Below are 24,988 nucleotides of genomic sequence, written 5' to 3' on the forward strand. Positions count from 1 at the left end.
CGGGCCTCGGCGGCGACACGGCGCCCGGCCGGGCGCCCGTAGCGCCCCGGCCGACGCCCGCGGACGCCCAGGCTCCGAACGACGGCACCGGCCTCCCCGTCCCCGGAGCACCCGCCGGTGCACCGGCGGCCGACGCCCCCGCCCCCTGCCCGACGCCGACCCCGGACACGGGCACGGGCACGGGCACGGACACGGACACTGGCACCGGCGCGGAGCCCACCCACCCCGGCCCGGCCGCGGACGCGGGGCAGCCCGCCGGTGCCGGGTCCGGAGCCGCGACCGGAGGCGCGACCGGGACCGGAGCCGGAGCCGGTGCCCCGGTGCGCTCGGCCGGGCCCGGGCGGGGGTGGAACTTCGACGGGATTCCGGCCGTCGGGCGGATGTACTCCGCGCGGAACGGCGGGCGGTACTTCTGTACCGCCAGCGTGGTGTCCTCGCCCGGCCGGAACCTGGTCGTCACCGCCGCGCACTGCCTCACCGGCGCCGACACCCGCCAGCTGTACTTCGTCCCGAAGTACACCGCCGCCAAGCCGCAGCCCTACGGCAAGTTCCCGGTGCGCCGGATCTGGATCGACCCGCGCTACCGCCGCCTCGGCCCGAACAAGGGGGCCAGGCTCGACGTGGCCTTCGTCGAGGTCGGGCCGCGGCCCGACGGCCGGCGGGTCGAAGCCGTCGTCGGCGGGAACCGCCTGGTCACCGGCAGCGCCTACGCGCAGCCCGGCGTGATGCTCGTCGGGCACCCGGCCGGCGCCGCCCGGCCCCGCGCCTGCGTCAACCGCACCACCCGTTTCACCAGCCGCGACCCGAAGATCCCCGGCACCTTCCTGCGGATCAACTGCACCGGCTACCCGGGCGGCACCAGCGGCGGCCCCTTCATCGCCGCGTACGACAGCCGTACCCGGACCGGTTCCCTCATCGGGGTCATCGGCGGCTGGAAGACCGGCGGCGACCTTCCCGACACCTCCTACAGTTCCTACTTCGGCGCCGACGTCAAGGCGCTGTACGCGGCGGCGACACGCGGGCGGACGTGACGGAGGCGGCCGAACCCCCCGGCGCCGCGGCCGGGCCGGGCGGCTGCGTCCGCCGGGTCCGCCGCGGATTGCCGACGGTGCGCGGCGTCACCGGCGGCCCGGTGGCGATGGCCGTGTCCGGCGGCGGCAGGCACAGCTGGCGGCGCAGGTCGGCCAGGGCCGCGTGCACCGGGGCGAGGATGAGTTCCGCGCGCGGGTGCACGGTCGCGAGGGCGTGGGCCGTGGTCTCGATGGCCTCGGCGGCGTCCTCGACCGCGTCCCGGCTCCAGCCGCCGACGGCCACGGAGTCGTACAGGTGACAGGCGGTCTCGGCGGCGGCGTCGGCCCGGGCACCGACCCCGGGCCCCGCCACGGCGGGCAACAGCTCCATGCCGGGTCAACGATCAGCGGCCGCCGGGGGAACGAGCCATGAGCCGCCGGGCCACCAGGTGCGCGCCCGCCGTGGCCGCGCCGGCGAGCGCGAGGCCGTGCACCGCGTCCCGCGCCCGGCCGGGCCGCAGCACACCCGCCCGGCGCAGCCGGCCCCGCGCCCAGAGCGTGAACGGCACGACCAGCAGCGGACTGGTGACCACGCCCGGGGTGTAGCCGCGGGTGGCGAGGGCCTGCCCGACGTGGACCGCGCCGTGCAGTCCGAAGCCGTTCAGGGCCACCTGGTAGAAGGCGGAGCGGCCGCCCGTGCGGTGGCCGTCGGCGGCGGCCGCCGCCACGATGAGGGCCATGACCCCGACGGCGCCGGCGAACTCCCGCCCGCCGGAGGCCTCCAGGCGCCGCCACACCGCCTCGGGTACCGCCGGGTGGCGGGTGCGCAGGACCGGGACCCGGTTGCGGGCCCAGCGCCGCACGGTGGCCAGTTCCTCCAGGTCGTGCACCGCCCAGGCGGCCAGCAGCCCCCATGTCGCGGCCGCCCCGGTCGCGTGCCCGCGGCCGGCCGGCCGCCGCGTCTCCTCGTCGTCCTCGATCATGGACTCAGCCTATGCGGCGACCCACGGCAGCCACAGGGGCAGCAGCACCAAGGTGGCCAGGGAGCTCTTGACGACCAGGGCCGCCGACAGGTGCACCCCGACGTCGTAGCGCTGGGCGAAGACGAAGAGGTTCTGCGGCGTGGGCATCGCCGCGACGAGGACGAGGTACGTCAGCCACGACCCGCTCACCCCGAACACCAGGGCGCACACCGCCCAGGCCAGCAACGGGAAACCGGCGGCCTTGAACGCGACGAGCGCCAGCTCCTCCCGGGTGGTGCCCCGCAGGTCCAGACCGGAACCGCCCAGGTGCAGCCCCAGCGCGAACAGGGCGACCGGTGAGGCGCTGTCGCCGACGAAGGCGAAGCCGTCGAGCACCACCTCGGGCACGGGGACCGACAGCAGGTTCAGCAGGATGCCGGCGTTGCAGGCGAGCACCAGAGGGGTGGTCAGCGAAGCCCTGAGCGCCCGGCCGAGCCGCGCGGCGGGACCGCCCACGGCCTCGGCGCGGCCCAGTTCCATGACCGAGATGACGAGCAGCGACAGCACGCAGACCTGGAACAGCAGCACCGGCAGGATCGGCGTGGCGTCGCCGAAGAGGGTGATGAAGACCGGGACGGCGAAGTACGCGGTGTTCACCTGGACCGCCGCCATGATCCGCAGCGCCACGCCCCGGGGCTCGCGCACCCCGGCCGCCACCGAGGCGAGGCCGACGAGCAGCACCGCGAGCCCGGCCGCCGTGGCGTAGCCGAGCACGGCCCGCCGGTCGAACAGGGCGCCGAGGTCGCTGGCGTGGATGCTGGCGAAGAGGTAGCAGGGCACGGCGAAGAGGAAGGAGTAGTCGGAGAAGGCCTTGGAGCTCTCGGCGGGCACCACCTTGCGGCGGGCGAGCAGCACCCCGCAGCCGAAGGCCAGCAGGACCGGAATCAGCTTCTCCAGTACCGCGATCGTCCCCATGGAGTCCTCCCCGTCCGGTGCCCGTTCCCGGGGCAGCCCCGCCAAGGGCGGCCGACCCCGCTGGTCCGGCCCCGGTCGCCGGGTGGAGCGTACGCTGACGGATCATGAGCAGTGACGGCCCCTCCCCCGCCCCCGCCCGCGGCCCCTCCCCCGGCTCCCGCCTGCGCCGCGCCGTCCGGCCGCGCCGGCTGCGGCCCGCGCTCGACGCCCTCGGCGGTCTGCTCGTCGGGGTGCGTACGCCGGGCCGGGCGGCCGAGCCGCTGTTCGCCCGGGCGCCGAAGCGGTGGCAGCGCTGGCTGCCGTACCTGGTCATGGGGGCGGCGACGGCCGCGTTGCTGCCCACCACCATCGCGGTGCTGGTCAACGACTACCGGGGCGACGGCGCGTGGGCGGGTGCGCTGGGGGTGGCGCAGACGGTGCCGCTGCTGCTGGCGGTGACCCGGCCGCTGCACGCGTGGGTGGTGGTGCTGTTCTCGGACGTGGTGGGCGCCCTGCTGCTGATCGACGCGGCGGGCACGCCGGGCCTGGCGTGGCCGTGGACGCCGATGGCGATCGTCGGGTACCTGCTGCTGATGGCGTGCCTGGGGCTGCGCGAGTCGGTGCGGACCCTGACCGGCGTATGGCTGGTGACCGGCGCGGCCGGGGTGGTGCTGGGCGTCGTGCAGCCGGCCGGGGTGATGAACACGCACGCGCTGCTGTTCGTCCTGTCCGGCGTGATGCTGGTGACCACCGCCACGCTGCGGGGCCTGGGTGACGCCCGGCAGAAGATCGCCGAGCAGGAGAGCATCAGCGAGGCCGAACGGGCCCGGCGCACGCTGCTGGAGGAACGGGCCCGGATCGCCCGGGAGTTGCACGACGTGGTCGCCCACCACATGTCGGTGATCACCGTGCAGGCCGACTCGGCGCCGTACCGGCTGCCGGGCCTGGCGGAGCCGGTGCGGCAGGAGTTCGCCGCGATCGCGGCGAGCGCCCGCGAGTCGCTGAGCGAGATGCGCCGGCTGCTGACCGTGCTGCGCGGCGACGGCGCGGACGGCGAGCGGGCCCCGCAGCCCGGGCTGGACCGGTTGCAGCAGCTGGTCGAGGCGACCGTACGGGCCGGGCAGCCGGTGGAGTTGTCGATGGCGGCGGGCCTGCCGGAGGCGGTGCCGTCGGCCGTGGACCTGTCGGCGTACCGGATCGTGCAGGAGGCGCTGGCCAACGTGGTCCGGCACGCGCCGGGCGCGGACACCCGGGTGTCGGTGACCGCCGACGGCGACGAGGTGCTGGTCCTGGTCGTCAACGGGCCGGCCCCGGACGAGGTGGTGGCGCTGGAGAGTTCGGGCACGGGGCACGGTCTGGTCGGGATGCGCGAGCGCGTACGGTTGACCGGCGGGACGCTGGACACCGGTCCGCTTCCCGACGGCGGCTTCCGGGTCGCCGCCCGACTTCCGCTGACCGAGGACGCCAGTTGACCATCCGTGTGATCATCGTCGACGACCAGGCCATGGTGCGGGCGGGGTTCGCCGCGCTGCTGTCGGCGCAGGCCGACATCGACGTCGTGGGCGAGGCGCCGGACGGCCGCCAGGGCGTCGCCGTGGCCCGCTCCACGCATCCGGACGTGGTGCTGATGGACGTGCGGATGCCGGAGATGGACGGGCTGTCGGCGGCCCGCGAGATCCTCGACCCGCCGCCCGGGGTGGTGCACCGGCCGAAGGTGCTGATGCTGACCACCTTCGACATCGACGACTACGTGTACGAGGCGCTGCGCGCCGGCGCGTCCGGGTTCCTGCTCAAGGACGCGCCGCCGGCGGACCTGATCGCGGCGGTGCGGGTGGTCGCCTCGGGCGAGGCGCTGCTGGCGCCGTCGGTGACCCGGCGGCTGATCGCGGACTTCGTGCAGCAGCGGCCGGCGCCGCGCAAGGAGCCCCGGCTGCGGCTGAACGGGCTCACACCGCGCGAGACCGAGGTGCTGGAGCTGATCGCGCGGGGCCTGTCGAACCAGGAGATCGCCGGGCACCTGGTGCTGGCCGAGCAGACGGTCAAGACCCACATCGGGCGGGTGCTGGCCAAGCTGGACCTGCGGGACCGGGCGCAGGCCGTGATCTTCGCGTACGAGGCGGGCCTGGTCCGCCCGGGTGACCACGGGTGATCTCCCCCACCCCCTACCCAGGTATGACCACGCAGTTGGCTCCGTAGTACGTAGGCCGGTGCGACACCCCCTTCCTACCTTCTCCTCGCCGCGAGGAGAGGAGAAGGGGAATGCGCCGGTTCGCAAGGACGCTGGCCGCCGCCGTGCTGGCGGTGGCCGCCGTCACGGGCACCGCGGGATGGGCGTCCGCGGGGAGCCAGGTCGAGGTCACCGGGCCGCCGCCCGGCACCGCCGAATGGCGGTCCGACCAGGGGCCGGGGCGGCCGCTGCCCGATCCGGCGACCGCGTCGCCGTACGAGGTGGCCCGGTTCTTCGCGGGCCTGGGCAGCGCCGAACGCGAACGGCTGGCGCGGCGGCACCCGCTGGTCGTGGGCAACCTCGACGGGGCTCCCGTACGACTGCGGTACGAGGCCAACCGGCTCGCCGTACGCGCCACCGGCGACCCCCGCTTCGCCGCACTGGCCGCGCCCGGCCGGCAGGTCCTCGCCTTCGACCCGCGCGGCCGGGGGCAGGTCGCCGAGGTCTTCGGTGACCTGGAGCGCTCCGCGCACGTCGCCGTCGTCGTCCCCGGGTCGGACAACGACGCCGCCGGGTACGACGCCCCGCACGCGCCGTACAGCGGCCCCGGTGGCATGGCCCGGTCGCTGCGGGCGGCGACCGGGGGCCGGGCGGCCGTCGTGGCGTGGACCGGGTACACCACTCCGGTCGGGGTCGGGCTGGACGCCGCCACCGGCCGGCTCGCCGAGGCGGGCGCCGCGCGGCTGACCCGGTTCACGCAGGGGCTCGACGCGGTCGGCGTCGCCGATCCGGCGCTGTTCTGCCACTCCTACGGCTCGGTGGTGTGCGGACTGGCCGCGGCCGGGCTCGACGCCCGCGACCTGGTCGTGCTCGGCTCGCCCGGCATGCGGGCGGCGTCGGTGTCCGCGCTGCGCACCGGCGCCCGGGTCTGGGCCGCCAAGGGCCCCTCCGACTGGATCGACGACGTACCGAACGTCGAGGTCGCCGGCCTCGGCCACGGTCCCGACCCGGCGGGGCGCGCTTTCGGCGCCCGCCGGGTGCCGGCCTCCGACGTGCGGGGCCACACCGGCTACTTCGCCCCCGGCACCACTTCCCTGGCCGCCTTCGCCGCCATCGCGACGGGAGAGATCCGATGAGCGCACCGACCGCACCCGTTCCGCCCGCTCCGCCCACCCCGCCAGCTCCGCGCGCCCCGCGCGCCCCGCTCGCCGCCCTGCGCCGGACCGCCGCGCGCATCGAGCGGCGCACCCCGGCCCACCGTGACCGGGCGGTCGACGGCCTGCGCGCCCTCGCGTTGCTGGCCGTGCCGACCGGGCACTGGATGCTCGGCGGGTTCACCCTGGACGCGGCGGGCGGCCTGCACAACGCCAGTCCGCTGTCCGCCTTCGGGTTCCTCGCGCCGGCCAGCTGGGTGCTGCAGATGCTCGGCATCTTCTTCCTGGTCGGCGGGTACGCCTCGGTGCTCTCGTACCACCGCCGCCCCGGCGGCACCGGCGCGTGGCTGCGCGGCCGGATCGCCCGGCTGGGCCGGCCGGTGCTGGGGGTGACGGCCGTGTGGGCGCTGGCGGCGCCGGTGCTGTACGCGGCCGGGGTGCCCGAGGCGAGCCTGCGGACCGGCGCGACGCTGGTGGTCCAGCCGCTGTGGTTCGTGGGGGTGTACGTGGTGGTGACCGCGCTGACGCCGTACTGCGTCCGGGCGGCGCGCCGACTGGGCGGGTGGGCGGCGGCGCCGCTGCTGGGGTCGGTCGCGGTGGTGGACTTCCTGCGCTACGGCCCGTACGCGGACGGCGTGCCCTCGTGGGTGGCGGCGCTGAACGTCCTGCCCGGCTGGCTGTTCGCGTACCAGCTGGGGGTCGCGTGGGGCGAGCGGCGGATCGGGCGGCGCGGGGCGTGGCTGCTGCTGGCCGGCGGGGCGGCGCTGTTCGCGGTGCTCCTGGTGGCCTTCGACTACCCGGCGTCGATGGTCGGCGTCCCCGGTGCCGACCGCACCAACTCCCACCCGCCGTCGCTGCTCGTCCTGGCCCTGGCCGCGGCCCAGTCCGGGGCCGCGATCCTGCTGCGGGACCGGCTGGCGCGGCTGCTGTCCCGGCCGGCGCTGTGGGCGCCGGTGGTGGTCGTCAACCTGTGCGCGATGACCATCCTGTGCTGGCACCAGACGGCGATGCTGGCGGCGGCGGTGCCGGGGTCGTTCCTCGGTGAGGTCGCGGGGCTGACCACCGCGCCCGACACCCTGGCGTGGATCGGGCAACGGGCCGCCTGGCTGCCGGTGTTCGCGCTCCTGCTGGCCGTCCTGGCGCGCTGGGCGCGGCGTTTCGAGGAGCCCTGGACGCGGGCGACGGCCGTCCGCAGGACGGCCGCCGGGGTGCTCGCGGCGGGGTTCGCCGTCTTCGCCCTCGGGCTGGCCTGAGGCCGGTCCCGGGGCGGCGGACGGTCCCCGGGGTCAGGCGATGGACGCCGAAACGACCGCCGCCACCGCGAGGTTGCAGGCGGCGGAGACCCACACCGCGGGGTGCGGCTCGGGGTCGACCACGATGGCCCCGAGCTTGCCCGGGGTCACCCAGTCCAGGACGACGAACGCCACGCCCATCAGGACCAGGCCGAGCAGACCGAACGCGGCCGTGGAGACCAGGCCCTTGCCGAAGTCGTCGTACGTCGTCCAGATCGAGGTGAACACGATGCCTCCGACGCCCAGCAGCGCGGAGCTGAGCAGCAGGGCGGCGTTGCGGTTGCGCTCCTCCCAGATCTGCTTGCCCAGCTTCCCGGGCGTCAGCACGTCCACGAGGACGACGCCGAGGATCAGCAGCACCAGACCGAGCGCTCCGTAGGCGCTCGTGCGGCCGAGTCCGTTGATGATGTCACTCATGGGGAAGCCTGTCTCCGCTGGTCGAGGTGGTACCGGTGCCGGGGGTCGGCTGAATCTATCGCACGGCTGTCTGGAACGGGACGGGGAGGCGGAAGATGGTGCGCATCCGTGAGGCACGGCCGGCGGAGGCGGCGGCACTGACCGAGCTGGTGCTGCGGTCCAAGGCGTCCTGGGGGTACGACGAGGCCTTCCTCGCACGGTGCGCGCCGGAGCTGCGGATCGAGGCCGGCGACGTGGCGGCCCGGCGGGTGGTGGTGGCCGAGGACGGGCGGGGCGGCGGCGGGCGCGGTGGCGGACGGCGGGGCGCGGCAGGCCCCGGGCGGTGGGGCCGGCGGGCTGCTGCGGTTCGTGGTGGAGCTCGCCCCGCTCGCCGGCTGGGCGCGGGCGTGGACCGGCGGCCGGCCGGCCGTGCACGTGGGCAACGTGGCCGAGTTCAACGCCCAGTTCGCCGACGCCTCGCTGGACCGGGAGCAGCGGGCCGCCCACCACTACGCCTGTCTGGCCGCCTTCTACAGCCCGCTGCCCGCCGCACTGGTGCTGCCCCGCACGGTCCCCGCGGGATGGGTGGAACTGCTCGCCCGGCAGCTGGAGTGGCAGGACGTCCAGGTCTACGACGGGCTCGCGGCCGGTGGCGGCAGCCGGGCGGACGGCGGACCCGCGCTGTCGGCGGCCGTCGGGGCCCGCCCGGCGCTGGCCGCGCAGCTGACCGGGCTCGGGCTCCCGCTCGTGCCGTGGGGGCGGACCGGGCCCTTCGCCCGGCTGACGCGGACCCCGTGGCGGCCGGAGGCCCTGCGGTACGAGTCCAAGGCGCAGGCGCACGCGCTGTTCGAGCGGATCGCGGCGGGCGGGGGGCACCCGGACGTCGTGGTGCCCGCGCAGTGGCGGGCCGGCACCCGGCGGGCGGCCGTCCGGCTGCTGGCCGCCCGGGCGAAGGCGGGCCGGGGCACGGTGCTGAAGTCGGAGCACGGCGTCGGCGGCTCCGGCACGACGGTGGTCACGGCCCGCGACGTGGCCCGGGCGGGCGGGGCGCGGGCCGTCGTGCGCCGGTTGCCGCGGGGCCCGTTGCTGGTGGAGGAGTACGTCGCCGGGCCGGGCCCCGACGGCGTCCGGGACCTCACCTACGACGGGTTCGTGGACGAGGACGGGCGGGTCCACGAGGTGGGCGCCGCGCTGATGGACGTGGCCGGGACGGGTTACCAGGGGGCGACCACCGGCCCCGGGGTGGTGCCCGACTGGGCCGGGAAGCCGCTGCTCGCGTTCGGCGAGGCGGTCGGGCGGGAGCTGTCGGCCGCCGGCTACCGGGGCTGGTTCGACGTGGACTTCGTGGCCGACGGGCTGGGCCGGCTCGCGCCGACCGAGACCAATCTGCGGCTGACCGGACCGGCCGTGGCCTTCATGGTGCGGGCCCGGCTGGACGACCTGCGCGGCGGGGCCCACCGGGTGCGGGTGGTCGACCGGGTGGCGCTCGGGGCCCGGTTGCCCGAGGCCCCGCTGACGGAGCTGTTCACCGTCATGGCGCGCCGCTGCGCCGCGCTGGACGCGGTGTTCCTGCCGGCCATCCCGACGGCGGCCTTCGAGCCGGCGCCGTGGTTCGGCGCGGTCGTGGCGGCCCGGTCCGCCGCGGCGCTGGACGCCGCGACGGACGTGGTGCGGGCGGAGGCCCGGCGGGTGGGGGCGCAGTTCCAGGAGTGAGGCGCGGCTCCCGGCTCAGTCGTCGTAGTCGATCTGCGGCTCCGGGGAGCGGGTGGCGTAGAGGGCGACGACGAACGCCGCGATCATCAGCGGGATGTTGAACGTGTAGACCAGCAGGGCCTGCACGGGATAGTCGTACTTGTCCGCGAGGCGGTAGAAGTTGTCCTGGGGCCACCAGGACGCCAGCAGGTAGACGATCGACAGGTGGGCCGCCGTGGTCAGCCCGCGCGGCCGGCCCTGGGCCAGCATGGCGCGGCGTCCGACGAACAGCACGACCACGCCCGCGCCGAAGGCCAGGCACTCGCACGCGTAGAGGATCAGGAAGAGCCCCGCCCAGGGCGACGGCACCAGTGAGAGGTCGACCGAGCGGGGCCACAGCAGGAAGGTCAGCGCGAACGCGAGGAGACCGGGGAAGAAGCCGGCGCAGCCGTAGGCGAGGGCGTCGCCCGCGGTCGAGCCGCGGGTGGGCACGGCGGAGGCGGCGAACTTGACCCGGCCGGTGCCCGCCAAGGGTGCGGGCTCGGCGGGCAGCGGCAGGCCCCCTCGGTCCTCCCGGCCCGCGCGGGTGCGGGGCAGGGACTGCAGGTGGACCACGCCCTGGGGGATCTCGTCCGGGTCCAGCTTGCCGCGCAGGTGCATGCGCAGGCCGGCGGCGTTCGGGAGCCCGGGATGGCCGCCGGGCGGGGGGAAGGCGTACGGCGCGAGGTAGGCGACGAGGCGCTGCTCGCCCCCGGGCGCGGAGACGGGGCGCACCAGCGCCGACCCGGTCCCCTCGTGGGTGCGGATGGCGGCCTCGACCTTGTGGGCGTCGATCTCGGCACCGCCCAGGAGGACGCGGTCCTGCTCGCGGCCGGTGAACTCCAGCAGCCCGTCGGCCCGGAGCAGGCCGAGGTCACCGGTGGGGACGAGGTCCCCGCCCTCGGGGGGCGCCAGGTGGATCCGGCCGTCGCGGACCTCGGCCCGGCAGCCGGGGAAGGGCGCGCCGACGACCGAGGTCCGCTCGGGGACCGGCTCCGGCCGCGGCAGCTGGGCGAGCTCGAACCAGGTGCCGCAGCCGGCGGCCTCGGTGGTGGCGTAGACGTTGAGCAGCCGGGCCCCGGTGCGCAACCGCAGGGCCAGCTCGGCGTGTTCGTCGAGGAACAGGCGGTCCCCGGTGACGCTCAGCAGGCGGACCGTGGCGAGGCCGGACTCGGGCCGGCGCAGGTCCGGCCGGCCCGCCGGGGGGCCGGCGAGCCGCTGCGCGGCGGCCGGATCGGTGTGCACGACGGTCACCCGGTCCTCGACGATCCGGCGGCGTATCTCGTGGCCCGCCCAGTGGGCGCCCTCGGGGACCGCCAGCGCCCCGCCGGAGCACAGCGCCCGGGTCCAGCCGGCCGCGAACGCGGTGCCGTCGGCCCGGGCCGTCGTCAGGTGCCGGTCCTCAGGGGTGAACGCCCCGACCTGGGCCCAGGACCCGGCGGCGGCGAGCAGCCGGTCCTGGCCGACGGGCACGGCGCGCGGCCGGTCCGCACCGGTGAACAGGACGGCGGCGACGGGCCCGGGCTCCGCCGCCGGGGGCCGGGTCGGGCGCGCCTCGATCTGCGCGGCCTCGGCGTCGAGGCAGATCACCCGCGGGCCCTCGTCGAGGTCCAGCCGCGCCACGTACGGGGTGTGGGTGATCAACGCGAAGGGCCGGGCGGCGCGCAGCTGTTGCTCGGCGACCCGTGGCGCGTCGGGGTCGAGCAGCGCGTACGCCCCGCCGGCCTTGAGCGCGGCCAGCAGCGCGACCACGGCGTCGGCCCGGCGGGCGGTGGCTACGGCCACGGTGGCTCCGGCGGGCAGGCCGGCGTCGAGCAGATGGCGGGCCAGCCGGTTGGCGCGCCGGTCGAGTTCGCCGTAGGGCACGTCGAACGTCCCGGACAGGACGGCGAGCGCGTCAGGGGTGTCCCGCGCCCACTGCTCGAAGCGGGCGAGGACGGTGTCGGTGGTGCGCGGACCTGAGCGGATGACCTCGGACTCCTGCGTCATGCGCCGATGATGCCACCGGGCACCGACACCGCACGGGAAAACGTTGTGCCCAAGGGAGTTGGCGGGAGGTCGGCGCCGGACGGCACTCCTGCGGGTGCTCCCGCGCGGTCCTTGACCTGAAGTTCGGTCGAGGTCCTACGGTCCGCGGTATGGACATGGAAGTAACCGCCTGGACCTCCCTGCACAACGCGATCAACGCGCAGTCCGACCGCCGCCCGCTGTCGCGGGCGAGCCTGCGCCGGGTCGCCTCGTTCGCCCGCCCGCACCGCCGCGGGCTGGCCCTGTTCCTGCTGTTGAGCGTGGTCTCGGCGCTGCTGGCGGTGGCCACTCCGGTGCTCGCGGCCCGGGTGGTCGACGCGATCGTGGCCGGCGGACCGGAGGGGACGGTCGTCCGGCTGGCCCTGCTGATCGCGCTGATCGCCGTCGTCGAGGCCGGGCTGGGCCTGCTGACCCGGCGGCTGTCGGCGGGCCTCGGCGAAGGCCTCATCCTGGATCTGCGCACGGCGGTCTTCGACCACGTGCAGCGGATGCCGGTGGCCTTCTTCACCCGTACCCGCACCGGCGCCCTGGTCAGCCGGCCAACAACGACGTGATCGGCGCCCAGCGGGCGTTCAGCAACACCCTCTCCGGCGTGGTCGCCAACGTCGTCACGCTCCTCCTCACGCTGACGGTGATGCTGAGCATCTCCTGGCAGATCACCGCGCTCGCGCTGGTGCTGCTCCCGGTCTTCGTGCTGCCGGCCCGCCGTACGGGCGTCCGGATGGCCCGCCTCCAACGGGAGGCGGCGCAGCTGAACGCCGCGATGGGCACCCGGATGACCGAGCGCTTCTCGGCGCCCGGCGCGACCTTGGTGAAGCTGTTCGGGCGGCCCGCCGACGAGTCCGCCGAGTTCGCGGCCCGCGCGGGCCGGGTCCGCGACATCGGGATCCGTACCGCGATGGCCCAGTCGACGTTCGTCACCGCGCTCACCCTGGTCTCGGCGCTGGCGCTGGCCCTGGTGTACGGCCTGGGCGGCACGTACGCGCTGCGCGGCTCCCTGGACGCGGGTGAGGTGGTGGCGCTCGCCCTGCTGCTGACCCGGCTGTACGCGCCGCTCACGGCGCTCGCGGGGGCGCGGGTGGAGGTGATGAGTGCCCTGGTGAGCTTCGAGCGGGTCTTCGAGGTCCTGGACCTCGAACCCCTGATCACCGAGAAGCCGGACGCGCGCCGGGTGCCGGACGGGCCGGTGTCGATCGAGTTCGAGGCGGTGTCCTTCGGCTACCCGTCGGCGGACAAGGTCTCGCTCGCCTCGCTGGAGGAGGTCGCGGCCCTGGACACCCGGGGAGGTACGCAGGTGCTGCACGACGTCTCGTTCCGCGCCGAGCCCGGTCGGATGATCGCACTCGTCGGCTCCTCGGGGGCGGGGAAGTCCACCATCGCGCAGTTGCTGCCCCGGCTCTACGACGCCGACGCGGGCGTGGTGCGCCTCGGCGGGGTCGACGTACGGGACCTGAGCGCCGACTCGATCCGCGAGACGCTCGGCATGGTCACCCAGGACGGGCACCTGTTCCACGACAGCGTGCGCTCCAACCTGCTGCTGGCCCGGCCCTCGGCCACCGAGGAGGAGCTGTGGGAGGCCCTGCGCCGCTCCCGGCTGGAGGACCTGGTCGCCTCGCTGCCCGACGGGCTGGACACGGTGGTGGGCGAACGCGGCTACCGGCTGTCCGGCGGCGAGCGGCAGCGCCTGACCATCGCCCGGCTGCTGCTGGCCCGGCAGCGGGTGGTCATCCTCGACGAGGCCACCGCGCACCTGGACTCCACCTCGGAGGCGGCCGTGCAGGAGGCCCTGGGCGAGGCCCTGGCGGGCCGGACGGCCGTCGTGATCGCGCACCGGCTGTCGACCGTCCAGGCGGCCGATCTGATCCTGGTGGTGGAGGACGGCCGGATCGTGGAGCGCGGCACGCACGGGGAACTGCTGGCGGCGGGCGGCCGGTACGAGGAGCTGTACCGCACGCAGTTCGCGGGACCGGCCCCGGTGGCCGGCGCCTGACCGGAGGCTCAGTCGCGCTCGGCGGCCGGCCGCAGCAGCCCTTCGTCGGGACCGCCCAGCAGCGCGGCCGGTACGTCGCCCAGCCCGGGGTGCGGCGAGAGCCACCAGTCGGCGGCCCCCCAGGGGTCCCGGTCGGCCCCGAGCAGCAGGTTCACCTCGCGGACCACGGGCCGGACCCGGCCGTCGGGGGCGAACTGGAAGACCGGCAACCGGACGAACCCGCCGGCGCCCCGCAGCCGGATCAGCCCGGGCCCGTACGGGTCGCAGCCGCCCTCCAGGGCCTCCGCGTCGCCCACGGCGGGGGCGGCCAGCAGCCGGTCGCGGACCTCGCCGAGCACCGGGCCGACCATGCGGTGGCCGTCGAGCACCAGGACGGCCAGGTCGTCGGCGACGTACCCGCGGTGGCCGGCGGAACCGGCCGCGGCGACGGCGGTGAGCCGGCTCTCGCCGGGGAACCGGTCGGGCAGCTGCTCGCCCAGCAGCCGGGCGGCCAGCAGCGCGGCGCGTTCGGCCACGTCGCCCTTGGCGAGCCGTAACGCCGCCAGCAGCAGGGCGAGTTGGCGCAGCGCCGACGGCTCCAGCCGGGGGCCGAGATCGTCCCACTCGGCGGCCGCGGCGGCGAGCCGCGCGTAGGGATCAGTCATCCCGGCAGGATCGCACCGTCGGCGCGCCGCCTACAAGACGGGCACCGGACACTCCCCCGGCCCCCGGGCGGCCTACAGTGCGAGGACGCCGGACACGACGACGAGGGAAGCGGGGTACGCCGGTGGGCACCGGGCAGGTCATCGTGGTGATGGGCGTGTCGGGGACGGGCAAGACGACCGTGGGTCGCCTGCTGGCCGCCGCGCTGGGCCTTCCGTACGCGGAGGGCGACGACTTCCACCCGCGGGCCAACGTCCTGAAGATGGCCTCCGGGGTGCCGCTGGACGACGCCGACCGGTGGCCCTGGCTCGACGCCGTCGGCGCGTGGGCCCGCGGCACCGGGCCCGGCGGGGGCGTGGTGGCCGCCTCGGCCCTCAAACGCCGCTACCGCGACCGGCTGCGCGCCGCCCGGCCCGCGACCGTGTTCGTGCACCTGGCCGGGGACCGGGCGCTGATCGGCCGGCGGATGGCGGCGCGCACCGGGCACTTCATGCCCACCTCGCTGCTGGACTCCCAGTTCGCCGCCCTGGAGCCGCTCGGCCCCGACGAGCGCGGCGTCACGGTCGACGTCCACGGCACTCCCGAGGAGGTCGCCGCACGGGCGCTGGCCGCCCTGCGCGCCCTGCGGGGCGCGCACTGAGGCCGTCAGGCGGGGGGTTCGAGCTCGGACAGCAGGGCGGCGATGTCCAGCCCGGTGGTCAGGTAGGCCTCGAACAGGTCGTTGTTGAGGGCCCACGGCGAGCGCCGGCGGCGGATCAACTCGATGGCCTCCCCAGGTGCGTGACCCGCGTCGATGAGGGTCTGGGCGACGACCAGCCCGGAGCGGTTGTAGCCGGAGTGGCAGCGCACCAGCGTGGTGAGTCCGCCGTCCATGGCGTGCTTGACCGTACGGGCCAGGCGCTGCACGGTCCGGATCTGGGCCGGGGTCAGCGGGGCGTCGGGGATCTCGCCGATGACGTGCTCGGTCTCGTAGCTCGGCCCGTGTCCGTCCACGGTGAACAGGCTGATCACCACGTCGAACTCGGAGCCGACGACGGCCTGCTGGAGTGCGCCGGAGGCATCGGTCCAGTAGTGGCCGCCCATCCACAGCCCGGGGGCGATCTCGCTCCACGGGGACTGCGGGCCGGGTATGTCGCGGTCCTGCTGGCGGCTCTTCTCCATGGGTCCCTCTCGCCGGTCGTCCCCCGCGCACCATGCTAGGGCGCGCACAGGTGCACAGAAAGTGAATGGGCGGTCCCCTGGCAGGAATTGATCCACTGCACGCCGGGGACCGCCCGCCCACTACGACTGGAATGCGAGGGTCCGGAACGCCTCCCGCAGCCCCGGCGTCCGGGTCAGCAGGACCGCCCAGCGGCCCTCGCGCGGGGCGAGCCAGAGCGTGGAGCCGGCCGCCGGGTCCCCGTGGCACCACAGGCCCGACCGGGGGTCGACGTGCGGTGCCGGATGCCACAGCAGGCCGCGGGCCGGGACGAGTTCGCCGGTGCGGATGCGCAGCGAGTCGGCGATCCAGGACCGGGCCACGGGCGTGTCGGCCGGCTCGCACAGGTGGTGCAGGAAACGGCCGAGATCGTCCAGGGTGGAACGGAGCACGGGCCCCGATCCGTCGGCCGCCTCGACGAGCCCGGTCCGGTTCATGCCGAGCGGACCCCACACGTGCCGGGCGACGGACGTGGCGAGCGGTTCGCCGGACAGGTGTTCGGCGAGGGCGCACAGAAGGTCGGCGGGCCGGTCGACGGCCGCGGTATGGGTGAGCAGTTGATGGGCGGTCGTCCCGCCGGCCGGGTGGTGCCGGTCCCAGTAGGCGGACAGCGGCGTGTGCAGCCGGAGCTCGCCCTCGGCGACGAGGCGTCCGACGACGGGCCAGAGGACGAGGACGGCGGCCAGCCCGGTCACGTCGAGGGGGCTGTCCTGGCGGATCGGGCCTACGGCTCCGGCGTCCCGGGTACCGTGGGCATCGCCGACGGCCCAGGCCGCGTCGGCGGACCGGAGCAGGTCGGCGAAGCGGTCGGCTTGCGTGGTCATGATGGATCGGTCTGCGTGCTCATGATGAACCGGACGTTAGCCGGGCGGGCGCGCCCGGCCGGGCGCGCCGCCGCCACGGCGGGGCGCGGCCACCCGAATGGCGCGCCGGTGGGCCCAGGGAGGCGGATGTGGCGGGCGGGGTCATGGATGCGGTGCTGGAGGTCTCCGAGGACGGCGGTGAACTGCTGGCCCTCGACGGGAGCCTGCGCCCGGCGGCGGTCGGGGCGGCGCTCGCGCTGATCGCGGACCACAACGACGACGGGGGTCGCGGCGGGGACGTGGCGGCCCGGCTGCTGGCCGCCGACGGACTGCTGGCGCCGGGCGGGGTCCGGCTGCGCGACCCGGCGACCGGGTCGGTGATCCCGCCCTCGTGCTGCTTCGGGCTGGAGAGCTGGCGGGAGTGGGCGGCGCTGGCCGAGCGGGAGGAGCCGGCCTGGCTCGGGCACGGCCCGGTGCCGGTCCTGGAGTTCGACGGGGACCTCGTACGGGTGTCCGACGGGCGGGCGTCGGTCGTCCTGGAGGTCGGCAAGGTGCCCGACCTGCTCTACGACGTCCAGTCGCAGCTGATCGGCTTCCTCGCCCGGGTGGAGGAGTGGGGCGGCCCGGAACTCGCCCGGGTGCTCGACGCCGAGTTCCACGTCACCCGCGCCTGACTCCCGGGCGGCCCGCGGTGGCGGGCGCCGCCCCCCGACACGCCGGGGCGGGGTGCCCGGCCGGGCACCCCGCCCCTCGTCGTGCCGCCGCCGCGCTAGCCGCGGTCGGGCCGCTCGGTCACCCGGAGGGTGTTCAGCAGCGGCTTGCCGAAGCCGCTGCGGGTGACGAAGCGGAGGTTGAGCGCGCCGTCGGTGACGGTGACCGTGTAGCTCCGGGTCAGGGCCGTGTACGTGCCCGCCTCCAGGGCGATGTCGAGCGAGGGCAGGACCTCCTGGCCCTCGGCCAGGACGTCGAAGACCCGCTTGTTCGGCCGGGTGGACGACAGCTCCGCGAAGCCGAGTTCCACGGTGTAGGTGCCGTTGGGGACGTTGTCGAAGCGGTACTCGTACATGCCCTCACGGGCGCTGCGGTACAGGCTCTGCTCGTCCGTGCCGGCGATCGTACGGCTGGTGGTCCGCACCGACGAGGCGCCCTGGTAGCCGTAGGAGCCGGCGGTGTACTTGCGGTCCGGCGACCAGGCGTCGCCGAGGGTGTCGGTGCCGGGGCGGTCGGATCCGGCGTCGAGGGCCACCTGGTAGCGGGGGACGACGACCTTCACCGGCACGCTGCGCACCGGGGTGCGGCCGCTCGCCGAGGTGATCCTCAGGTCGGTGCTGAGGACCGTGCCCGGTGCGAGGCCCGCCGTCCGCACGGTCAGGGTGAGCGAGGCCTTGCCGCCGGTGGGCAGGTCGCCGCCGGCCGGGGCCACCGACAGCCACGGCGCGTCCTCGGCCACCGAGTAGGCCGTGCCCAGGCCGGGGTTGGTGAGGTCGAGGGTGCGGGTGCGCAGCTGCTCCGGCGGCAGGACGACCTCCACCGCCTGTGCGGCGGGGGTGACCTTGCCGGTGCGCAGCGCCCGGGTGACGGCGGTGACGTCGGCCGCCTTCACCTCCACGGCTGCCTCGGCCCCCTCGTAGGCCGGGGCGCCGATGGCGACCGTACGGGCGCCCGCCGGGCTCTGGACGACGTAGCCGCCGTCCGCCGCCGTGGTGGTGGAGACCGCGCCCTCGCCGGAGCCGACCGTGACGGTCGCGCCGGCCACGCCACCGCCGTCGTTGGCGTCGAGCACGCGGCCGGTGACGACCCCGCTGCGGGTGGTGCGGAAGGTGACGGCGAGTCCGTCGGTGATGGCGGGGGTGTTGAAGGAGTACCGGAAGGCGTCGGTGCCGGTGGCGTTCTCGACGCCCACGGTGGCGGTGGAGCCGCCCTTGATGCCGGTGCCGCCGGTGCCCTTGTAGTGGTAGGAGACCGTGCCGTCCTCACCGACGGCCGCGGCGAAGGAGAACTTCTCCCCTTGCGCGGACCAGTGGGCCACGTCCCGCCACTCGATCACGAGGGAGCGGTGCGGGGCGGTGCCGGTCACGGCGGTGAACACGCCCGAACCGGTGCCGGCCGGGCCGACGACGAGGTCGTCCCAGAACGGGTAGAGGGCCGCGTTCGGGGTGGCCGCGCTCGGCAGGTCGCCGTTGATGTCGCCGGTGTGGGCGCCGCCGAAGCTGACGGTGCCGTTGGTGCCGATCCAGGCCTGGCCGTACGTCCTGCCGTACAGCGGGACGGGGAAGGGCAGGTCGATCCGCTCGGTGGTGTTGTCGCCGGTCAGGGCGAGCTGCCGGTCGCCGGCGGGGTACGGGCGGTCGCCCGGGGTGGCGCAGGCGTAGCCGTAGCCGTCGGTGCGCTCGGGCAGGGTGACGGCGACGGTGGTGTCCCCGGCGACGCTGACCTGGCTGCTGCCCGCGGTGACGCAGCGGGAGGAGTGGGTGGCGTTCACCCGGTAGCTGCCGTGCGGCAGGGTCACCTCGAAGCGGCCCGCGGCGTCGGCGGTGGCCGTCACCGGGGTGTCGGCGACCGTGACGACCGCTCCCGCGGCCGGGCCGGCGGCGGAGGAGACCGTGCCGGTGAGCTTGCCCGAGGGGGCCTGGGTGAGGGCGAAGTCGGCGGCGGCGGTGGCGCCCTCGGTGACGGTGGCCCGCCCGGCCTCCTGGCCGTAGCCGAACTTGGCGGCGGTCAGGGCGTAGTCGCCGACCGAGAGCGAGGCGAAGCGGTAGCTGCCGTCCGCCGCGGTGGTCGTCGTACGGTCGATCGGGCCGTCGGCGGTCACCTTGACGCCCGCGACCGGCAGGCCGCCGGAGCGGACCGTTCCGGTCAGGGAGCCGACGGCGCCGCGCGGGGCGGACCGGACCGCGGCGAGCGCGTCGAGGCGGCCCTCGCCGAAGACGTTGTTGTCGGCGGCGCTGCCGCCGCAGCTGGTGTTGTCGGTGTCCTGCGCGGTGCCGTCCAGCAGCGCCTCGGTCTGCGCGACGTCGCCTTCGAGGGCGGGCGCGGCGGACCACAGCAGGGCCACGGTGGCGGCGGTGTGCGGCGAGGCCATCGAGGTGCCGGAGAAGGAGCCGTAGCCGCCGCCCCGGACGGAGGAGCGGACGTTCACGCCGGGAGCCGCGATGTTGGGCTTGACCACCCCGCCGGGACCCGCCCCGCGGGAGGAGAAGGAGGCGATGGCGTCGTTGCTGTCGAAGGCGCCCGAGCTGTAGGAGGCGGCGTAGTCACCGGGCGATCCGCTGGTGGCGCAGCCGGGGCCGGAGTTGCCGTTGGAGAAGGCCGGGAAGATGCCGGCGGCCCGCCAGGTGTCGACGATCTGGCGGTACCAGTCGTCGTGCGCCGAGCTGCCCCAGGAGTTGTTGACGATGTGCGGGGCGAGGTCGGGGCGGGGGTTGTGCCCGCTCAGGTCGGTCGGGGCGACGATCCACTGGCCGGAGGCGAGCAGGGAGGCCTCGGAGCAGGAGCTGGTCTCGCAGCCCTTGGCGGCGATCCACTTGGCGCCGGGGGCCACGCCGATCTTGTTGGCCCCGCCGTCGTCGCCGACCATCGTGCCCATGGTGTGGGTGCCGTGGTCGTTGTTGTCGCACGGGGCCGCGCCCGCGCAGATGCCGCCGGGGTCGAACCAGTTGTAGTTGTGGTCGTAGCCGCCGTCGGCCTTCTTGCCGCGGTACTGGCCGTTCACGGCGGGGTGGGTGTGGTCGACGCCGCTGTCGATGTTCGCGACGACGATGCCCTCGCCGCGCACGCCGAACTGGTCCCACACCTGGGGGGCCTTGATCCGGTCGATGTTCCACTCGACGGCGTTCGTCACCGGCTCGCTGCGGCCCTCGGCGGGCCGGGCCAGGCTGATCCGGTCGTCGGCGTCGATCCGGGCGACCTCGGGGCGCTGGGCGAGGGCGCCGGCGAGCTTGCCGCTGCCGACGACCCGGACGGCGTTGACGATCCAGTACGAGGTGTACTCCGCGCCGGCGCCGTCCAGGGCCTTGACCAGCTCGGCCTGGCTGCGTCGGGCGTGTTCGGTCTTGGCCCGGTAGACCGCCTCGGCCTTGCCCGCCCGGCTCTGCTGCCGGCTCGCGGAGCTGAGGTCGGCGGCGCTGTCGAGGTAGACCCAGAAGGCGGCCTTGTCCTCGCCTTCCTCGAACTGGGTGCGCAGCTGGGGTTCGATCTTCCGCTCGGCCGGCCCGGGGCCGGGTTCCGGCGCGGCGGCGGCGACGCCGGCGCCCAGGGGGAGGAGCAGCAGGGAGGTGAGGGCGGCGAGTGCCGCGCGTAACGGTCCGGTCCGTCGTGCCACGTGGTGTCCCCTCGTACGACGCGTGCAGATTGTGCGGAAAGGAAGTGCGTGACGTGTGCGCGCCATGGTGAACTCGTCGCCATGTTCAGAACAAGGACGCGTTCCGCGCCGCCGACTGGCTCATTCCGGCCAGGACCGGGAGCCTGAAGGGGTGGAGGCAACCCCCCGGGCGACGGCCCCCCAGGTCCGGCTCGCCACACCGCGGGGCCGGTGGATCCTGGTCGCCACGGTCCTCGGCTCGACCATGGCGCTGCTGGACTCGACGGTGGTCAACGTGGCGTTGCCCCGGATCGGCCGCGACCTCGGCGCCGACCTCGCCGTCCTGCAGTGGACCGTCAACGCCTATCTGCTGACCCTGGCCGCGCTGATCCTGGTCGGCGGGGCGCTCGGCGACCGCTACGGACGCCGGCGGATCTTCGTCCTGGGTGCGGTCTGGTTCGCCGTGGGGTCGCTGCTGTGCGGTCTGGCCCCGAACGCCGGCGTGCTGATCGCCGCCCGCGCCGTCCAGGGCGTCGGCGGCGCCCTGCTCACCCCCGGCTCGCTCGCCCTGATCCAGGGCTCCTTGCACGCGGACGACCGGGCCCGCGCGGTGGGACTGTGGTCGGGGTTCGGCGGCGTGGGCGCGGCGGTCGGGCCGTTCCTCGGCGGCTGGCTGGTCGACGGGCCGGGGTGGCGCTGGGTGTTCCTGCTGAACGTTCCCGTGGCCGCGGTGTGCGTCCCGATCGCGCTGCGCCACGTCCCGGAGTCCCGGGACCCGCAGGCGAGCGGGCGGTTCGACGTGCTCGGGGCCGTGCTGGGCGCGGCGTCGCTCGGCCTGGTCACGTACGCGCTCATCGAGGCGCGCACCGCGACCGGCCCGGTGGTCGCCGCCGGGGTGGTGGGCCTGCTCCTGGCCGGGGTCTTCGTGGTCGTGGAGCGGCGCCGTCCGCAGGCGATGCTGCCGCCGTCGATCTTCCACTCCCGCCAGTTCACGGCGGTCAACGTGGTGACCTTGTGCGTCTACGCCGCGTTCGGCGGCTTCTTCTTCCTCGCGGTGCTCCAGCTCCAGGTGGTCAGCGGCTACTCGGCGCTCGGCGCGGGCGCCGCGTTGCTGCCGACCACGGCTTTGATGCTGCTGCTCTCGGCCCGGGCCGGTGAGCTCGGCGAACGCATCGGGCCGAGGGTCCCGCTGACCGTCGGACCACTGCTGTGCGCGGTGGGCATGGTCCTGATGCTCCGGGTGGGACCGGACGCCTCCTACGTGCGCGACGTCCTGCCTGCCATGCTGGTGCTCGGGCTGGGCATGACCACGCTGGTGGCGCCGCTGACCGCGACCGTGCTCGCCTCGGTGCCGCCCGGGCGGGCGGGCCTGGCCAGCGGCATCAACAACGCGGCCGCCCGGGCGGCGGGCCTGCTGGCCGTGGCGGCGCTGCCGCTGCTGGCGGGGATGGACCAGGACGCCTATCTGACGCCGGCCGCCTTCGACGCGGCCTTCGGCCGGGCCATGGGGTGGTGCGCCGGTCTCCTGGCGCTGGGGGCGCTGCTCGCCTGGGCGACCGTACGCGCCCCGCGCCCGGACGCACCCCATCCGGAATGCCGTACCCAGTGCGCGGTGTGCTCGCCGGCGCTAGAGGCCCCGGAATCTCCTGCCGGTCCCCCTGCCGGCCCTCCTCCGGGTGCTTCCCCGGCGCCTCCTACGGGTTCTCCTACTGGTTCTGCGCGCCCAGGACGAACAGCAGATAGACGAAGAAGGCGAACAGGTGGCCGACGAACAGGTAGGCCACCAGCCTGATCACCAACCCCCGCGGGAACTTGGCCTCGATCCGGGCCCGTACCCCGGCGGGCCCGGTCCCCGGCGTGTGCGGTGCGTTCGGCGTGTGCGACACGATGTCTCCCTCAGCGACGGTCGCTGCTGCCGCCGCCGAGGCACACCCCGGCCAGGCTGCTCTGCAGCAACGTGTGGATGAACAGCAGGTCCGCCCCGGTCCTGCCGACGGCGCCGATCCGGTGCGGGGTCAGCGAGTCGAAGTGGGCGCTGTCGCCCGGCTCCAGCAGGTACTCGGCCTCCCCCAGGTTCAGCCGCAGCCGGCCCGTGAGGACGTGGAGCCACTCCTCGCCGGGGTGCACCCGGACCAGTTCGGCCGGACCGGGTGCGTACGGCACGTGCACCCGCAGCGCCTGCATGCCCCGCCCCGGACTGCCGGCCTGCCAGTACGTCCAGCCGTCGGCCTCGCGGGCGCCGGGACCGCCGGCCCGTACGACGGGGTCGGGGGCCGCGGGGGTCTCGCCGAGGAGCTCCGAGACCGTCGTACCGTAGGTACGGGCGAGGCCCAGCAGCAGCGGAAGCGAGGGCTGGCGCCGGCCGGTCTCCAGCCGGGACAGGTGGGCGGGCGAGAGCCGGGCCCGCGCGGCGGCGGCCTCCAGGGTCAGCCCGGCGCGGCGGCGCAGCTCACGCAGCTGCGGGGCGACCGCGGGGAGGTCTTCGGGCGGGTTCATGCCCCGATTGAGTCAGACAATTGCCTCCACGGCAATTCTCCTTGCCTCTGAGGCAAAGGGGCGCGGGCCGGGCGCCCGGCTCACCCCGGGCCCGGGCGGGTGCCGAGGACCGTCTCGACCGTGTCCGCCTCCGCCGCGCTCTTGTCCGGCCGGTGCCGGACCACCCGCGCGAAGCGGAGCGCGACCCCGGCCGGGTAGCGCGGGGAGCGCTGGAGGCCGTCGTAGGCGATCTCCACGACCAGCTCCGGCCGGACCCGTACGGTCCAGCCGTCGTCGCCGGTCGCCAGCTCCCGCAGCCGCTCGGTCTGCCAGCGCAGCATCTCGTCGGTGAGCCCCTTGAACGTCTTGCCGAGCATCGCGAAGGTGCCGTCGGCCGCCCGCGCCCCCAGGTGCAGGTTGGACAGCAGTCCGGTGCGCCGCCCGTGGCCCCACTCCGCCGCCAGCACCACCAGGTCCAGGGTGTGCACGGGCTTGACCTTGAGCCACTGCTTGCCGCGCCGGCCCGCCGCGTACGGGGAGTCCAGGGCCTTGACCATCACGCCCTCGTGTCCGCGCCCCAGCGCGGCCGCCGAGAACTCCTCCGCCTCGGCGCTCTGCCCGAGCGGGTCCTCCACGGCCAGCCGCCGCACCCGGGAGGCCTCCGGCACCAGCGCGGCCAGGGTCGCGTGGCGCTCCCGGGCCGGCAGGTCGAGCAGCACCTCGCCCTCGGCGGCCAGGACGTCGAAGAAGTACGCCGTCAGCGGCAGGGTCCGGGCGGCGGCCGGCACGTCCAGCCGGGAGCCCACCCGGCTCGCGACCTCCTGGAAGGGCACCGGCCGCCCGGCCGGATCGAGCCCGATGACCTCGCCGTCGAGGACGAACCGGTCCCCCGGCAGCGCCCGGGCCAGCTCCACGACCTCCGGCAGCCGGCCGGTGATCTCGTCGAGCGAGCGGGTGAACACCCCGACCTCGCTCCCGTCGCGGTGGACCTGCACCCGGATCCCGTCGAGCTTCTCCTCCACGCTGGCCGGGCCGACGGCGGCCAGCGCGTCGGCCACGGACGCGGCGGTGTTCGCGAGCATCGGCTGCACCGGCCGGCCGACCCGCAGCGTGAACGTCTCCAGGGCCGCCGGTCCCTCGGCCAGGACCGCCCCGGCCACCCGGGGCAGCGAGCCGTCGAGCATCACCGCCCGGCGCAGGGCCGCCGCGGGCACCTCGGCCGCCGCCGCGACGCCTTCCAGGGCGACCGCGTCGAGGGCTCCTTGGCGGACCTCCCCGGACAGCAGGCTGCGCAGGAACCGCTGTTCGTCGGCGGTGGCCGCGCCCAGCAGGCCGTCCAGGATCCGCTGCCGCTCGTTCTGCGCGCCGGGGCCCGACACGGCCGCCAGCGCGGTCACGGCCGCGTCGACCTCCGGCACGGTCAGCGCAGGCCGTTCGGCGGGGGCCACCTCACGGCCGAGCGCCCGCCATCCGATGCCGGGCCGGCCCTGCGGCAGCCGGCCCGAGAGGTAGGCGATCACCAGCCCGGCCTCGGCCGGCGGGGCGGCCCGGAACAGCTCCGCGAGCAGGGCGGACTTGCGGGACCGGGCGGAGGTCCCGGCCACCTCCCGGGACACGCGGGCGACCTCGGCCAGCAGCATGCGCCCATCCTCCCGCCGGACGCCGGCCCGCGCAGGTCGGGGAGCCCACCGGACCGGGGTGCGGGAGGCCGCCGGACCCGGGCGCGAGCGCGCAGGGCTCCGGCGGGAGGGCTGCCGGACCCGGGCCGGGAGGCCCCCGGCGGCGCCGGTGGGCGGCCGCGTACCGCATCCGCGGTACGCCGGACCGGCGGGTGTCCTCCTGGAGAAGGGCCGGGTTCCACCTGGAGGCTCTCGGGTCCGGGGCCC

General features: G+C 75.8%; 21 protein-coding genes and 2 pseudogenes. 11 read left to right on the forward strand and 12 right to left on the reverse strand.

Annotation, left to right across the window (positions count from 1 at the left end):
• Positions 1 to 1,031: trypsin-like serine peptidase (locus tag LG632_RS18150; protein ID WP_226728381.1), on the forward strand; the 1,031-nt coding region annotated here is incomplete at its 5' end.
• Here the strand turns inward: LG632_RS18150 and LG632_RS18155 are convergent.
• The 3 genes from LG632_RS18155 to LG632_RS18165 are packed head-to-tail and all read right to left on the reverse strand — an operon-like array spanning position 991 to position 2,947.
• Positions 991 to 1,401, reverse strand: coding sequence for a hypothetical protein (locus tag LG632_RS18155; protein WP_226728382.1), 411 nt, complete (start codon positions 1,399 to 1,401; stop codon positions 991 to 993). The genes LG632_RS18150 and LG632_RS18155 overlap by 41 nt on opposite strands.
• A gap of 13 nt (positions 1,402 to 1,414) precedes the next feature.
• Entirely contained in the window at positions 1,415 to 1,993 is a 579-nt protein-coding gene (locus LG632_RS18160) for an HXXEE domain-containing protein (protein WP_226728383.1), read from the reverse strand.
• Between the two features lie 9 nt (positions 1,994 to 2,002).
• A complete protein-coding gene (locus LG632_RS18165; protein ID WP_226728384.1) occupies positions 2,003 to 2,947 on the reverse strand; it encodes an AEC family transporter in 945 nt (314 codons plus the stop codon).
• Positions 2,948 to 3,051: 104 nt separating this feature from the next.
• On the opposite strand from LG632_RS18165, the gene LG632_RS18170 reads away from it, so the two are divergent.
• The 4 genes from LG632_RS18170 (at position 3,052) to LG632_RS18185 (ending at position 7,500) form a co-directional block, all read left to right on the forward strand.
• A complete protein-coding gene (locus tag LG632_RS18170; protein WP_226728385.1) occupies positions 3,052 to 4,398 on the forward strand; it encodes a sensor histidine kinase in 1,347 nt (448 codons plus the stop codon).
• Positions 4,395 to 5,075: a response regulator gene (locus LG632_RS18175; RefSeq protein ID WP_226728386.1), complete on the forward strand. Its 681-nt coding sequence runs from the start codon at positions 4,395 to 4,397 to the stop codon at positions 5,073 to 5,075. Before LG632_RS18170 ends, LG632_RS18175 begins: the two co-directional genes overlap by 4 nt.
• A gap of 110 nt (positions 5,076 to 5,185) precedes the next feature.
• Positions 5,186 to 6,229 (forward strand): alpha/beta hydrolase, encoded by a 1,044-nt coding sequence (locus LG632_RS18180; RefSeq protein WP_226728387.1) that lies wholly within the window; start codon positions 5,186 to 5,188, stop codon positions 6,227 to 6,229.
• A complete protein-coding gene (locus LG632_RS18185; protein ID WP_226728388.1) occupies positions 6,226 to 7,500 on the forward strand; it encodes an acyltransferase family protein in 1,275 nt (424 codons plus the stop codon). Before LG632_RS18180 ends, LG632_RS18185 begins: the two co-directional genes overlap by 4 nt.
• A gap of 33 nt (positions 7,501 to 7,533) precedes the next feature.
• Here LG632_RS18185 and LG632_RS18190 read toward each other — a convergent pair whose 3' ends face one another.
• Entirely contained in the window at positions 7,534 to 7,956 is a 423-nt protein-coding gene (locus LG632_RS18190; protein ID WP_226728389.1) for a DUF350 domain-containing protein, read from the reverse strand.
• A gap of 95 nt (positions 7,957 to 8,051) precedes the next feature.
• Between LG632_RS18190 and LG632_RS30810 the strand changes: the two are divergent.
• Both LG632_RS30810 and LG632_RS18195 read left to right on the forward strand, forming a co-directional pair.
• Positions 8,052 to 8,228, forward strand: a pseudogene (locus tag LG632_RS30810) (GNAT family N-acetyltransferase); the annotation flags it as partial.
• A gap of 16 nt (positions 8,229 to 8,244) precedes the next feature.
• On the forward strand, positions 8,245 to 9,648 hold the full coding sequence (locus LG632_RS18195) for a hypothetical protein (RefSeq protein ID WP_226728390.1): 1,404 nt from the start codon (positions 8,245 to 8,247) through the stop codon (positions 9,646 to 9,648).
• Positions 9,649 to 9,663: 15 nt separating this feature from the next.
• Here LG632_RS18195 and LG632_RS18200 read toward each other — a convergent pair whose 3' ends face one another.
• Positions 9,664 to 11,655 (reverse strand): AMP-binding protein, encoded by a 1,992-nt coding sequence (locus LG632_RS18200; protein WP_226728391.1) that lies wholly within the window; start codon positions 11,653 to 11,655, stop codon positions 9,664 to 9,666.
• 149 nt (positions 11,656 to 11,804) lie between these two features.
• Here LG632_RS18200 and LG632_RS18205 point away from each other — a divergent pair.
• A pseudogene (locus LG632_RS18205) lies at positions 11,805 to 13,684 on the forward strand (ABC transporter ATP-binding protein).
• Positions 13,685 to 13,692: 8 nt separating this feature from the next.
• On the opposite strand, the gene LG632_RS18210 reads toward LG632_RS18205, so the two are convergent.
• On the reverse strand, positions 13,693 to 14,328 hold the full coding sequence (locus tag LG632_RS18210; RefSeq protein WP_226728392.1) for a hypothetical protein: 636 nt from the start codon (positions 14,326 to 14,328) through the stop codon (positions 13,693 to 13,695).
• Between the two features lie 149 nt (positions 14,329 to 14,477).
• Between LG632_RS18210 and LG632_RS18215 the strand changes: the two genes are divergently transcribed.
• Positions 14,478 to 14,966, forward strand: a complete 489-nt coding sequence (locus LG632_RS18215; RefSeq protein WP_264201962.1) for a gluconokinase — start codon at positions 14,478 to 14,480, stop codon at positions 14,964 to 14,966.
• A gap of 5 nt (positions 14,967 to 14,971) precedes the next feature.
• Here the strand turns inward: LG632_RS18215 and LG632_RS18220 are convergent, their stop codons facing one another.
• A complete protein-coding gene (locus LG632_RS18220) occupies positions 14,972 to 15,487 on the reverse strand; it encodes a protein-tyrosine phosphatase family protein (RefSeq protein WP_226728394.1) in 516 nt (171 codons plus the stop codon).
• Positions 15,488 to 15,607: 120 nt separating this feature from the next.
• Complete coding sequence (locus LG632_RS18225; protein WP_226728395.1) at positions 15,608 to 16,348, reverse strand: serine hydrolase; 741 nt, start codon at positions 16,346 to 16,348, stop codon at positions 15,608 to 15,610.
• A gap of 128 nt (positions 16,349 to 16,476) precedes the next feature.
• Here LG632_RS18225 and LG632_RS18230 point away from each other — a divergent pair, with 128 nt between their 5' ends.
• On the forward strand, positions 16,477 to 17,001 hold the full coding sequence (locus LG632_RS18230) for a hypothetical protein (protein WP_226728396.1): 525 nt from the start codon (positions 16,477 to 16,479) through the stop codon (positions 16,999 to 17,001).
• Positions 17,002 to 17,096: 95 nt separating this feature from the next.
• On the opposite strand, the gene LG632_RS18235 is transcribed toward LG632_RS18230, so the two are convergent.
• Complete coding sequence (locus tag LG632_RS18235; RefSeq protein ID WP_226728397.1) at positions 17,097 to 20,648, reverse strand: S8 family serine peptidase; 3,552 nt, start codon at positions 20,646 to 20,648, stop codon at positions 17,097 to 17,099.
• 64 nt (positions 20,649 to 20,712) lie between these two features.
• On the opposite strand from LG632_RS18235, the gene LG632_RS18240 reads away from it, so the two are divergent.
• A complete protein-coding gene (locus LG632_RS18240; RefSeq protein ID WP_374203506.1) occupies positions 20,713 to 22,419 on the forward strand; it encodes an MFS transporter in 1,707 nt (568 codons plus the stop codon).
• Here the strand turns inward: LG632_RS18240 and LG632_RS18245 are convergent.
• The 3 genes from LG632_RS18245 to LG632_RS18255 form a co-directional block, all read right to left on the reverse strand.
• Positions 22,334 to 22,513, reverse strand: coding sequence for a DUF6126 family protein (locus LG632_RS18245; protein ID WP_226728399.1), 180 nt, complete (start codon positions 22,511 to 22,513; stop codon positions 22,334 to 22,336). The genes LG632_RS18240 and LG632_RS18245 overlap by 86 nt on opposite strands.
• A 10-nt stretch (positions 22,514 to 22,523) precedes the next feature.
• Positions 22,524 to 23,123 carry a helix-turn-helix domain-containing protein gene (locus tag LG632_RS18250; protein WP_226728400.1) on the reverse strand — a complete coding sequence of 200 codons (600 nt, stop codon included), beginning with the start codon at positions 23,121 to 23,123 and terminating at the stop codon, positions 22,524 to 22,526.
• An 80-nt stretch (positions 23,124 to 23,203) separates the two neighbouring features.
• Positions 23,204 to 24,742, reverse strand: coding sequence for an ATP-dependent DNA ligase (locus LG632_RS18255; protein ID WP_226728401.1), 1,539 nt, complete (start codon positions 24,740 to 24,742; stop codon positions 23,204 to 23,206).
• Between the last annotated feature and the right edge of the window lie 246 nt (positions 24,743 to 24,988).

Source organism: Streptomyces antimicrobicus (genome assembly GCF_020532625.1).
In the GTDB taxonomy this organism is placed as follows: Bacteria; Actinomycetota; Actinomycetes; order Streptomycetales; family Streptomycetaceae; genus Streptomyces; species Streptomyces antimicrobicus.